The following is a 12,610-nucleotide window of genomic DNA, read 5'->3' on the forward strand; positions in this document are numbered from 1 at the left end:
CTGCCGTGAAAAAATAAGCCTGACGGTTAACTGCCGTATGCCGCCCCGAGGCTGAACCGTTTGCCGGTTCGGGCTGACGGGCGGCTTTGTATGGGCAGTGGCAATGAAGACTTGGACCAATGGGGGCCATTGAGTAAAGGGACAAACGGATAAGGTGCCTCCTGTCGGATAGGGATACAAAGATAAAGATAAAGATAAAGATAAAGATAAAGATAAAGATAAAGATAAAGGGAAGAAAGATATGTACTTAAAAGCATTTGACGGAAAACGGAATGGGGCAGCTGTACAGAGGGGCTACTCCTTGATACAGCTGTTGGTGGTGATGCTGCTGGTTTCGATATTGGCGACGTAGGATATTAGGCCGTCTGAAAGATACTTAAGAATAGCTTTCAGACGGCCTTGTTGTAAGATGAATTTTTGATATTGGCGTACTTTTTTAAATACAGATAAAATCCCTGTTAATTATTTATAACGATATTTTTTAGGATACACAGTGCTTGCTTTGGATTATTGTCATCAAAAGGCTGCAGAAAGCCATTCCAGTTTTTTATCCGGCTTTCGTTTTTTATCGGTAGAAAAACGAAATGCGCTCACTGTTTTATATGCTTTTTGTCGCGAACTAGATGATGTGGTTGATGGCTGTACCGATCCAAATGTAGCTCAGATAACGTTGAATTGGTGGCGCAGTGATTTGGAGAAAGTGTTTAATAATGAGATGCCTGAGCATCCTGTTCATCAAGCTTTAAAAGATATTCGGGCAAGTTTTGATTTGCCGAAGAATGAATTTGAAGCTTTGATTGATGGGATGCAGATGGATTTGGAGCAGGCTCGTTATGGTAGTTTTGATGAATTAAAGCTGTATTGTCACCGTGTTGCCGGAGTAGTGGGGTGTCTTATTGCGCGGATTTTAGGTTTTTCCAATCCCCAAACTTTGGAATATGCGGACAAAATGGGCTTGGCTTTGCAGTTGACGAACATTATTCGTGATGTGGGCGAAGATGCGCGGCAGGGAAGAATTTATCTGCCGATAGAGGAAATGCAGAAATTTGATGTGCCTGCCAACGTCATCATGCAGTGTAAACCGACAGACAATTTTGCGAAATTAATGCAGTTTCAAGTGGATAGGGCGCGTGAAACTTATCGTGAGGCTATGTTGCTTTTACCGGCTGCGGATAAGAAATCGCAAAAAGTCGGTCTGATTATGGCGGCCATTTATTATGCGCTGTTGAATGAAATCGACCGTGATGGTGCGCAAAATGTTTTGACTTACAAAATTGCGATTCCTTCTCCCCGTAAAAAACGTATTGCTTTGAAAACTTGGCTGTTTGGATTTAAACCATGAATATTCGGCGTCCAAAAATTGCTGTGATTGGTGCCGGTTGGGCAGGTTTGTCTGCGGCGGTTTCCCTGATTCATCGAGCTGATATTGCTTTGTTTGAAGCCGGGAGACAGGCAGGCGGTAGGGCGCGTACCTTAGCAGGGAAAGATGATGGATTCAGCTTTTTGGATAATGGGCAGCATATTTTGTTGGGCGCGTATCATGGTGTTCAAACTTTGATGCAACATATTGGTGTTCAACCTGAATCAGCCTTTTTACGCCAGCCTTTGCAATGGTACATCCATGAGGGATTGCAGTTTCAGACGGCCTCTCTGCCTGCACCGTGGCATTTGCTTGTCGGTATCCTGCGTGCAAAAAATCTTTCTTTTTCATTGAAAATCAAATTGCTGTCGGATATGTCGGCATTGCAACATTGGGTAGGCCATCATAAAACCGATTTGACGGTTGCAAAGTGGTTGAGAACACGAAATGTTCCGCGCAGCCTACTTGGCCAATTTTGGCAACCTTTGGTTTGGGGTGCTTTAAATACGCCGTTAGAACAGGCATCGTTGCGTATTTTATGTAATGTATTGAATGATGGCGTATGGTCTGAAAAGGAGAACAGCGATTATCTTTTGCCTAAGCAGAATTTAGGGAGGATGGTAGCCGAACCGGCTTTGGCGTTCCTACTCACGCATGGTGCAAAGATACATCTTGAAACTCGTGTTTCCCATTTAAACCACCACATTGATGGTCGGATTGAAATCAATGGCGAAGTATTTGATGCGGTTGTTTTGGCTGTTGCGCCATATCATGTTGACGCGCTTTTGCCTGAAGATACGCCTGACTATATTCAGACGGCCTATCAATCGTTTCACTACCATGCGATTACCACGGTTTATTTGCGTTATGCCCAAGCAGTCAAACTGCCGGCACCTTTAACCGGATTTTTTGATGGTATGGCGCAATGGGTATTACATCGGGGGGCGTTGGGTTTGCCGGATAATGAAGTCGCGGTCGTCATCAGCGTTTCCGATTGCACCGAAACTTGGAAGGACAAAGATTTGGCCGAGAAAGTTCATGCGGACATTAAGCGGATTTGTCCGGATTTGGGTAAGCCTGAAGCCGTACGTATTATTACGGAAAAACGCGCGACTACGGCGGCAACGGTTGATTTTGTACAACCAGATTTCTCATGGCTGCACCATCGACGTATTTATCCGGCCGGCGACTATCTCCATCCGCGTTATCCGGCAACATTGGAAGCTGCGGTTCAGTCGGGCTTTGCAGCGGCTGAAAAGCTTATGCTGGATTTGCGGGTTGAATAAACTGAGGCCGTCTGAATGTTCAGACGGCCTTTTTGACTTTACAAAACTTACCAAGCCGATACAATATCCGAAACCATAAAGTTCAAGGAAAAGTCATGACGACATTAGCGAACAAAACCATCTTGATTACCGGCGCATCCCAAGGCTTGGGCGAACAGGTTGCCAAAGCCTATGCGGCTGCCGGAGCGACTGTCATTTTGGTGGCGCGTCATCAAAAGCGTTTGGAAAAAGTCTATGATGCCATTGTGGCTGCGGGCAGCCCTGAGCCGTTTGCCATCTGCTTTGATTTGATGAGCGCGGAGGAGAAAGAGTTTAAACAATTCGCAGAAACCATTGATGAAGCTACCGGCGGAAAATTGGATGGCGTGGTGCATTGCGCCAGCTATTTCTATGCTTTGTCGCCATTGGATTTCCAAACCGTATCAGAATGGGTCAACCAATACCGCATCAATACCGTTGCGCCTATGGGCTTGACCCGTGCGCTGTTCCCATTGTTGAAGCAATCCGAAGACGCTTCTGTGATTTTTGTTGGTGAAAGCCACGGCGAAAAACCGCAAGCCTATTGGGGCGGTTTCGGAGCTTCCAAAGCCGCGCTTAATTATTTGTGTAAAGTGGCTGCGGACGAGTGGGAACGTTTTGACAACCTGCGAGCCAATGTTTTGGTGCCGGGTGCCATCAATTCGCCGCAACGTATTAAATCGCATCCGGGTGAATCGAAAAGCGAACGTAAAAACTACAAAGATGTCCTGCCGCAATTTATTTGGTGGGCAAGTCAAGAGAGCAGGGGGCGGACAGGCGAAATCGTCTATCTGTAAATCTACCTGCTCAGAGTGGTTTGAAAACATGAGGCCGTCTGAAATCTATATTTTCAGACGGCCTTTAACTTATTGAGTTTTATATCTAAATAATGGTTTAGGTTTGATATTTGACGTGTTAGTAGGCAAGCATCAGGCTGGCACAAAATTAGATATAGTAATCTAAGTTATAGTTATATTGGATAAATATGACGGAATTTGACTTTATCAGACAATATTTGCAGCGACAAAAATCGGAAGGTCTGATTTTGGGTATAGGGGACGATGCCGCTATTATTCGCCCAAGTAACGGATTTGATTTATGTTTTAGCGCTGATATGTTAGTCAAAGGCAGACATTTTTTTGAAGATGTTTTGCCTGAAGATTTGGCATGGAAAATGCTTGCAGTAAACTTATCCGATATGGCCGCTATGGGTGCTAAGCCACGTTGGGTGTTGCTCAGTGCTGCGCTGCCTGAATTGAATCAAGACTGGCTCAAACGTTTTTGTGATAGCTTTTTTGCTTTGGCCGCGCGTTTTGATACGGTGTTGATTGGTGGCGATACCACTAAAGGCGATTTGGTCTTTAATGTAACGATAGTAGGTGAAGTTCCGACAGGGCGTGCCCTGCGGCGTGATGCGGCCGAAGTCGGCGACGATATTTGGGTATCGGGTCGGTTGGGTTTGGCTGCCGCTGCGTTGAACAAACATCTGGGGCATTATCAATTACCGTCTGAAATCATGGCGGTTTGCAATGATAAATTACTCCGTCCGGAACCACGTGTTTCATTGGGTCAGGCATTGTTGCCGTTTGCCCATGCTGCGCAAGATGTTTCAGACGGCCTGGCTCAAGATGTGGGGCATATTTTGAAAGCCTCTGCTGTCGGGGCGGAAATATTTGCCGATTGTGTGCCGTCGTTGCCTGAATTGAAAAACGTTTTGTCGCGCGAACAATGGTTGTCGGCGGTATTGGCCGGCGGCGATGATTATGAACTGATTTTTACTGCCGCTCCAGAAGACAGGGAACGCGTTTGTCAGGCAGCGAAACAAAGTGGCGTACCGGTCGCCCGAATTGGTAAAATGACTGACTCAGGCCGTCTGAATATTTTGGATGCCGAAGGCGGCGTATTGGAACTGACTTCTTTAGGATTTGATCATTTTGGCTGAACGTAAACCTACTTTTTCTTGGCTGTTGCACAAACCATTGTGTTTTTTAGGATTCGGTTTCGGCAGCGGCTTGTCGCCGGTTGCGCCGGGTACGGCCGGAACGCTGGCAGCATTACCTCTGGCTTTTGTATTGTGCCTGTTGGGCATAGACGGCTGGATATTGCTTTTATTGTGTATCGCCTTGTTTTTTTGGGGTATCCGCATTTGCGGTTATACCGAGAGGGAATTGGGTATTCAGGATTACGGCGGTATCGTCTGGGATGAAATTGTCGCGATGCTGCTGGTGCTGTCACTGATTCCGTTTAAATGGAGCTGGTGGCTGGCGGCTTTTATTATTTTCCGCTTGTTTGATGCGTTGAAACCATGGCCGATCAAATGGTTTGACCGGCGGATTCATGGAGGTTTAGGCATTATGCTTGATGATTTGATTGCGGCTGTGATGACCTTGATGGTCTTGGGCCTGTTTTATTGGATCGCGTGATGCGTTTTAAGTGTTTCGACCCTTTGCAAAAATAGGGCAAGCACGCCGGAATTATCCGGATTGAAATAAAATAAATACCATACGGGGTAAACAATTATGAATGAAATCGAGATTAACGTGGAGCCGCGTTATATGGCCGGTCAGAGCGACGTCTATCGCGACCGCTATGCCTTCAATTATCTGATTACCATCTGCAACCGCAGTGATGAAATCATTACTTTGCGTCAGCGTTTTTGGGAAATCACCGACGGACACGGTGAGACAGAGCAGGTCGGTCATGCCGGCTTGATTGAAGAGCAACCTGTTTTGTACCCGGGCGAAGCCTATGAGTACAACAGCGGTTCGCAAATCAGCACGCCTTGGGGCAGTATCGAAGGCGCGTATGAGTTTGAAGACAGCATCGGCAAACGTTTCGTTATCGGGGTGCCGAAGCTTGAATTTAAAGCAGGCTTTACGTTGCAATAGGCCGTCTGAAAAATGAAAAACCGGAACATGTGAAATGTTCCGGTTTTATTTTTTCAGACGGCCTTATCAGTCTTTGCAAGGCTGTATCAATACCCACGGCGCCACGACAACCGCCCACATTTCCTGTTTATCCGCTAAAAATGTGCGCGCCATATCATCGCTGACGGCACCGAATTTGCCTTGTTCCATCCATTGTTTCAATGGTGCGGCTTCATCTTCGGCAACATGGCGGGCGACGGCAATCAAATCCAAATCAGGCGCAACATAGACGGCGGCACCGTGTGCAAAGTGGGGTTGCAGCTCTTCCCATGAGATGCGGGCGGTTTCGGTATTGAGTTTTTCGTTTAAGAGTGGAATAGACATAGGACAATCATCAAATAAAAAATGGATTGTAACCGATATTCGGCCTTTTGCCCGATGCCGTCTGAAAACGAAAGAAATTTACAGGGTTAACGTTATACAGTATCATTTTAATGTTTTAATTTTCTTTCAGACGGCCTGTTGTCCGTATTCGGACAAGGGCGGTTTTAGGCTTATGAATTCTGTATTGTTGACCGGATTGCTGCAAAGGCTGCTGATTGCGTTTGTCGCATTGGCGGCGTTGTGGGCTGTATATTTTTGGGCGGTGTCGCCATGAGTATCGTAGTGGAGAATCTGACGGTCAGCTATCAGCGTAGGCCGGTGGTGCACCATGTAGATATGGTGTTTGAAGATGGCAAGATGTGGACGATTTTCGGGCCGAACGGCGCGGGCAAATCGACCCTGCTCAAAGCCATTATGGGTTTGCAGAAGACGGATACGGGCAGCGTGCGCTATGAAAATATGGCGCGCAAGGACATTGCCTATCTGCCGCAGCAGTCGGACATTGACCGCAGCCAGCCGATGACGGTATTTGAACTGGCGGCGATGGGACTGTGGTATGAAATCGGCTTTTTCGGACGCGTGAACGCGGCGCAGAAAAAGCGCGTGATGGCGGCTTTGGAACGAGTGGAAATGCAGGATTTTGCCACGCGCCAAATCGCGCACTTGTCCAATGGCCAATTCCAACGCGTGTTGTTTGCACGGATGCTGGTGCAGGATGCCAAATTTTTGCTGCTGGACGAACCGTTTAATGCGGTGGATGCGCGGACGACTTATGCGCTGTTGGAAGTTTTGCGCCAGTGCCATCATGACGGTCAGGCTGTGATTGCCGTGTTGCATGATTACGAGCAGGTGAGGGCATATTTTGCCAACACGCTGCTTTTGGCGCGTGAAAAAGTGACTGCCGGTTCGACGGAAAATGTGTTGACCGATGAATTTTTGGCGCAGGCCAACCGAATGATGCAGAAACAGGAAGCGGCCGATTGGTGCGCGGTTTAATGGACAAGGCCGTCTGAAAGTAAGTATTTTTCAGACGGCCTCAGGCTTTCAGAGATTAAGAAAAAAGCGATAAAACATGGATTTATATGATTTGGTCGTCGCGCCGTTCGCCGAATTTGACTTTATGCGCTATGCCTTGGCATCAATTTTCTGCCTGGCATTGAGTGCGGCGCCTGTCGGTGTGTTTTTGGTGATGCGCCGCATGAGTTTGGTGGGCGATGCTTTGAGCCATGCGGTTTTGCCCGGTGCGGCCATTGGCTATATGTTTGCCGGTTTGAGTTTGCCTGCGATGAGTGTCGGCGGTTTTGCGGCCGGTTTGCTGATGGCTTTGTTAGCAGGTTTGGTCAGCCGGTTTACTTCATTGAAAGAAGACGCGAACTTTGCCGCATTTTATTTGAGCAGCCTCGCCATCGGCGTGGTTTTGGTCAGCAAAAACGGCAGCAGCGTCGATTTGCTGCATTTGCTGTTTGGATCGGTGTTGGCGGTGGATATTCCGGCTTTGCAGCTGATTGCCGTTTCTGCGAGCGTCACTATTTTGCTGATGGCGGTCATGTTCCGCCCGCTGGTGTTGGAAAGCATAGACCCTTTGTTCCTCAAGGCTGTCGGCGGTAAGGGCGGCTTTTGGCATGTGTTGTTTTTGGTGCTGGTTGTGATGAATCTGGTTGCCGGTTTTCAGGCATTGGGTACGCTGATGTCGGTCGGTTTGATGATGTTGCCGGCGATTACCGCCAGACTGTGGGCGAAAAGCATGGGTTGGCTGATGATTTTGTCGGTTGCATTGGCTTTGCTTTGCGGCTTGGCAGGATTGTTGTTTTCCTACCATATCGAAATCCCGTCCGGCCCGGCGATTATTTTATGCTGCGGCACGCTTTACCTAATTTCCGTCGTGTTTGGTTGGGAGGGCGGTATTTTGGCAAAATGGTTGCGCCGTAAAAAACACCGTACGGCATGATTTTTCAGACGGCCGCTTGAATAATCAGGCGGTCTGTTTTATGATGATGTTAATGTTACGTTATATCAATGGAGAGAATATGAAACATTGGAAACTCGGCATCGTTGCCGCATTATTGACCGGTGCCGCTTATGCTGCTCCGTTGCCTGTTGTGACCAGCTTCAGCATTTTGGGCGACGTGGCCAAACAGATTGGTGGCGACCGTGTGGCTGTTCAAAGCTTGGTGGGCCCCAACCAAGACAGCCATGCCTACCACATGACCAGTGGCGACATCAAAAAAATCCGCAGTGCTAAATTGGTATTGCTTAACGGTTTGGGCTTGGAAGCCGCCGATGTACAGCGTGCAGTCAAACAGAGTAAAGTTCCTTTCGCCGAAGCGACCAAAGGCATTCAGGCTTTGAAAGCAGAAGAGGGCGGCCATCATCATGACCACGATCACGAAGGCCATCATCACGATCACGGCGAGTTTGATCCGCACGTTTGGACCGACCCCGTCCTGATGGGCACTTATGCGCAAAACGTTGCCAATGCGCTGATTCAAGCCGACCCTGAAGGCAAAACCTACTATCAGCAACGTTTGGGCAACTATCAAATGCAGCTAAAAAAACTGCACAGCGATGCGCAGGCTGCCTTTAATGCCGTACCTGCAGCCAAGCGTAAAGTCTTGACCGGACACGATGCGTTCTCTTACATGGGTAAACGCTACAATATTGAATTCATCGCCCCTCAAGGCGTGAGCAGCGAAGCCGAGCCGTCTGCCAAACAAGTGGCTTCCATTATCCGCCAAATCAAACGCGAGGGCATTAAAGCCGTCTTTACTGAAAACATCAAAGACACGCGCATGATTGACCGTATCGCCAAAGAAACCGGCGTCAATGTCAGCGGACGTTTGTATTCCGATGCATTGGGTGGTGCACCGGCCAACAGCTACATCGGCATGTACCGCTACAATGTCAAAGTTATGACCGATGCCATGAAAAAATAAAGCGGCTTAAGGATAAAGGCCGTCTGAAACCTTAAAAACAAGGTTTCAGACGGCCTTTTATATGCTTATTTTTGAAATAAACCGTCAAATTTAGAATATAAAAATAAAATTTGTGCTATTAGAAGTTTAATTATCAAAAATTCATGCTAATTTGCTTGGTAAGTACGCACCATCCGTGCGAATTGCTTATCGGCTGTCCGTCAGCCACTCACGGCTTGACTTCACCCTGTTACAATTCGGCATCTTCACGTTTCTTAATATTACATCATGAGCAACCATTCATCTTGGTCATCCAAAATCGGCTTTGTGCTTGCTGCGGCAGGCTCGGCCATCGGTTTGGGTGCAATTTGGAAATTCCCTTATACAGCCGGTACCAACGGCGGCGCCGTATTCTTTCTTTTGTTTTTGATTTTCACCATTTTGGTGGCTTTACCGGTTCAACTGGCCGAGTTTTACATCGGTCGTACAGGCGGTAAAAACGCCATTGATTCCTTCAAAGCATTGCGTCCGGGTTCGCAGTGGCCGTGGGTTGGCCGCATGGGTGTGGCCGCGTGTTTTATTTTGCTGTCGTTTTACAGTGTGGTCGGCGGCTGGGTATTAAACTACGTCGTACACAGCTTTACCGGCGAAATTCATGCCGGTGCAGACTTTGAAGCTTTGTTCGGCAAAACGATTTCTTCGCCGTTTGGTTCGCTGTTTTACCAAGGCTTGTTCATGCTGATTACCATTTGGGTGGTCAAAGGCGGCGTTTCAGACGGCATTGAAAAGGCAAACCGCGTGTTGATGCCGGGTTTGTTTATCCTCTTTATCGCGCTGGCTATCCGTTCGCTGACCTTGCCCGGCGCAATGGAGGGCGTGGCATTCTTGTTGAAACCGGATTGGTCGTATTTGAAACCGGGTACGATGCTGACTGCTTTGGGTCAGGCGTTTTTTGCATTGAGTATCGGCGTGTCCGCGATGATTACCTATGCTTCGTATTTGGGTAAGGATCAGGATATGTTCCGCTCCGGCCATATGATTATGTGGATGAACCTATTTGTGTCGCTACTGGCCGGTTTGGTGATTTTCCCTGCGGTATTTGCCTTCGGTTTCGAGCCCGGCCAGGGCCCTGGTTTGATTTTTGTCGTATTGCCTGCGGTCTTCATGAAAATGCCGATGGGTACATATTTGTTTGCCGTATTTATGCTGTTGGTTGTCTTTGCGACGCTGACTTCCGCGTTTTCCATGCTGGAAACCGTTATCGCGGCAACCATCCGCCAAGACGAGAAAAAGCGCAGCAGTCACGCTTGGGTAACCGGTATTGCGATTTTCATAGTTGGTATTCCTTCGGCGCTGTCATTTGGCGTTTGGGGCGATTTTAAGATTTTCGGAAAAACTATTTTTGATTTGTGGGACTTCATTATTTCTGCCGTCATCATGCCGATTGGCGCATTGAGCGTTGCCGTGTTTACATCATGGGTTCAGGACAAACAGTCCGTTCTGCGTGATGCGGGCATGGGCAGCACCATTCCGAAACAGCTGCTTTACCTGTGGTTGGGTGCGCTTCGCTATCTTGCGCCGATTGCGATTATTGTGGTGTTCATCAACTCTTTGGGTTTGATTTAATCCGATAGAGAGCAAACAGTCCGGCGTTGCATTGTTTCGCCGGACTGTTTGTTTAAAAACATCATTAAAAATATTAAGGCCGTCTGAAAATTTTTCAGACGGCCTTTTTATATACGCATGAGGCTGATTAGAACTTCGCTTGCAGTCTCAGCCATGCAGTACGGCCGGGTTCGTTCACGCGCATGGTTTGTGTACCGGCAGACGGGTCGCCGCCGCGGCTGACGAATTCAGCATAGGTTTTGTTGAACACGTTGTCCACGCCACCTTGTAATGTGGCGTATTTGCTGAATTTCCAACCAGCGTTGAGCGAGAGTACGCCAAAGCCCGAAGAAGCGCCGATGTCTTGTCCGACGATATTACCTTGGCCTTTGCTGTAACGGTTTTGTTTGGCTACGACGCGCCATAATGCGCCCGCGCTGAATTTGCCGTTGTCAAAGGCGAGGGTGTTGTTCCACTCGAGCGGCGGCGTTTGTGCCAAAGGTTTGCCGTCGGTACGGTTTTTGCCGTGGGTGTAGGAGAGGCTGGTGCCGACTTCCCAGTTAGGCGCAAATGTCCATTTGACTTCGGCTTCGCCGCCAAAGCGTGAAGCGTTGATGTTGCGTACGTTGAAATCCATGCCTTGGCGCTCCATCATGATGAAGTCTTTGATGTTGCTGCCGAATACGGATACAGATGCGTGTAGGTTAGGACGTTTCCAGATTACACCAGCATCGATTTGGCGGTTTTGCTCTGCGCGGATGGCTTTGTTTTCGGAGCGCAGGCGTTCCCAGTAGTCAGGCGCACGTTCGGCAATACCGAAGCCGGCATAGTATTTCAGGCCGTTGTCCGTATTTCTTTCCCAACGCAGGAAGCCTGAGTTCAAATTGAATTTTTGATGTTTCAAAACGGGGTTGGTCACGCGCGCGGTATCGTAATGCGCTTTGACTTGGTCATGGCGCAAACCTGCTACCCAGCGTTGATTGTCGGTTTGCTGCCAAGAGGCTTCGGTGAAAATACCCCATTGTTTGAAACTTTGGTTGGGCATGTAAGGCTTGTGGCTGTAGCCGTCGCCACCACGCTCCATGCGTGCGACGTGGACGTCGTCCAGATAATCCAAACCGGTTTGCAGGTTGAGCTTGTCCCAGTCGAAAGTGGCTTTCAGACGGCCTGTATCGGTATTGCGTTTAGGGTTGTTGGCATTTTTAATCTGCATACCGGCAGGGGTGCGGATGGTACGCAGGCTGTATGTGTCCATCACGTGGTCGATTTCGCTTTTACCATAGCGCAGTTCCAACTCGCTGAACCATGGGGTAAGGTTGCGTTGGGTAAAGCGGATGTTCCATGCATCACGGTCGAATTTGCTGCCGTCCATCATGCGGTCGGCGTAGGCAACCTTGGCCCTGCTGCGCTCGTATGTGCCGGCAATGGTGGTGTTTTCGGTCGGGGTGATGCCCAGTTGCAGCATTTGGCTGTCACGTTTGAAGTTGGAGTGAATGCGGTTGCCGTCGCCGTCTTTGTAGTCGTCGGCTTCGTTATGGGAGATATTGGTACGGACGTAGCCGTATTTTCCGCCGAACTCGGCTTCCAGCGAGCCGTCAAGGCGGTCGTTGCTGCCTGCTGTCAGAGTGGCATTGATGTTGTAAGGTTTTTCAGTGAAGTCAGGGTCTTTACGGATAAATTGCACCGAACCGCTGACCAAGCCCATACCTTGGGTGACGGTTTGCGGGCCTTTGGTGACCACGACTTTATCAAATGAATTTGGGTGAATATAGGCAGTCGGCGGGTCCATGCGCATACCGCAACCGCCATAAATAAACTGGTCATCGGCATTGACGGAGAGGCGCGAGCCGCCCAAACCGCGGAACAGCGGATCGCCCGAGCTGCCGCCTTTGCGGATGATGCTCATGTTGGGCACGGATTGTAAAAGGTCTGCCCCGTCTCCGGCAGGGAGGGGTTGCAAAGCAGCTTTGGGGTTGAAAGTAACGCGATTGGCTTTTTCTTGTTGTGTGCCGGTGACGGTGACAGGGGAAAGGGTAACCGTTTCTTCAGGTGTAGGGTTAGTCTCTGCCCATGCTTGGGATACGGCTAAGACGATAGGCAAGATAAGTAATGGTGGGTATTTCATATCGTTTCTCTCTATTATTAGGAATTATATTAACTAATACCTAGGTATTATAC

12 protein-coding genes are annotated in these 12,610 nt (G+C 48.6%); 10 read left to right on the top strand and 2 right to left on the bottom strand.

The window, feature by feature from the left end:
* The first annotated feature begins 493 nt into the window (after positions 1-493).
* From hpnD to apaG, 6 genes are all read left to right on the top strand, one after another.
* A complete protein-coding gene (hpnD, locus tag ACTHTJ_RS00005; protein WP_070583806.1) occupies positions 494-1,342 on the top strand; it encodes a presqualene diphosphate synthase HpnD in 849 nt (282 codons plus the stop codon).
* A complete protein-coding gene (gene hpnE, locus ACTHTJ_RS00010; RefSeq protein ID WP_070583807.1) occupies positions 1,339-2,646 on the top strand; it encodes a hydroxysqualene dehydroxylase HpnE in 1,308 nt (435 codons plus the stop codon). Before hpnD ends, hpnE begins: the two co-directional genes overlap by 4 nt.
* 95 nt (positions 2,647-2,741) lie before the next feature.
* Entirely contained in the window at positions 2,742-3,461 is a 720-nt protein-coding gene (locus ACTHTJ_RS00015) for an SDR family oxidoreductase (RefSeq protein WP_070583808.1), read from the top strand.
* A 188-nt stretch (positions 3,462-3,649) separates the two neighbouring features.
* Positions 3,650-4,606 (top strand): thiamine-phosphate kinase, encoded by a 957-nt coding sequence (gene thiL / locus ACTHTJ_RS00020; protein ID WP_070583809.1) that lies wholly within the window; start codon positions 3,650-3,652, stop codon positions 4,604-4,606.
* A complete protein-coding gene (locus ACTHTJ_RS00025; protein ID WP_049350702.1) occupies positions 4,599-5,087 on the top strand; it encodes a phosphatidylglycerophosphatase A family protein in 489 nt (162 codons plus the stop codon). The genes thiL and ACTHTJ_RS00025 overlap by 8 nt, the downstream gene beginning before the upstream one ends.
* 96 nt (positions 5,088-5,183) lie before the next feature.
* Positions 5,184-5,552: a Co2+/Mg2+ efflux protein ApaG gene (gene apaG / locus ACTHTJ_RS00030; RefSeq protein ID WP_003682575.1), complete on the top strand. Its 369-nt coding sequence runs from the start codon at positions 5,184-5,186 to the stop codon at positions 5,550-5,552.
* A 66-nt stretch (positions 5,553-5,618) separates the two neighbouring features.
* Here the strand turns inward: apaG and ACTHTJ_RS00035 are convergent, their stop codons facing one another.
* On the bottom strand, positions 5,619-5,915 hold the full coding sequence (locus tag ACTHTJ_RS00035; protein WP_070583810.1) for a DUF2288 domain-containing protein: 297 nt from the start codon (positions 5,913-5,915) through the stop codon (positions 5,619-5,621).
* 270 nt (positions 5,916-6,185) lie between these two features.
* Here ACTHTJ_RS00035 and ACTHTJ_RS00040 point away from each other — a divergent pair, with 270 nt between their 5' ends.
* The 4 genes from ACTHTJ_RS00040 (at position 6,186) to ACTHTJ_RS00055 (ending at position 10,453) form a co-directional block, all read left to right on the top strand.
* On the top strand, positions 6,186-6,911 hold the full coding sequence (locus ACTHTJ_RS00040) for a metal ABC transporter ATP-binding protein (RefSeq protein WP_070583811.1): 726 nt from the start codon (positions 6,186-6,188) through the stop codon (positions 6,909-6,911).
* Between the two features lie 76 nt (positions 6,912-6,987).
* Positions 6,988-7,863, top strand: a complete 876-nt coding sequence (locus tag ACTHTJ_RS00045; protein ID WP_003685375.1) for a metal ABC transporter permease — start codon at positions 6,988-6,990, stop codon at positions 7,861-7,863.
* Between the two features lie 79 nt (positions 7,864-7,942).
* Entirely contained in the window at positions 7,943-8,848 is a 906-nt protein-coding gene (locus tag ACTHTJ_RS00050) for a metal ABC transporter solute-binding protein, Zn/Mn family (protein ID WP_049331107.1), read from the top strand.
* Between the two features lie 267 nt (positions 8,849-9,115).
* Entirely contained in the window at positions 9,116-10,453 is a 1,338-nt protein-coding gene (locus tag ACTHTJ_RS00055) for a sodium-dependent transporter (RefSeq protein WP_004520635.1), read from the top strand.
* 127 nt (positions 10,454-10,580) lie between these two features.
* Here the strand turns inward: ACTHTJ_RS00055 and ACTHTJ_RS00060 are convergent, their stop codons facing one another.
* Positions 10,581-12,557: a TonB-dependent copper receptor gene (locus ACTHTJ_RS00060; protein WP_070583813.1), complete on the bottom strand. Its 1,977-nt coding sequence runs from the start codon at positions 12,555-12,557 to the stop codon at positions 10,581-10,583.
* Between the last annotated feature and the right edge of the window lie 53 nt (positions 12,558-12,610).

It is taken from the genome of Neisseria sp. P0018.S001, assembly GCF_051957355.1.
Taxonomy (GTDB): domain Bacteria; phylum Pseudomonadota; class Gammaproteobacteria; order Burkholderiales; family Neisseriaceae; genus Neisseria; species Neisseria subflava_A.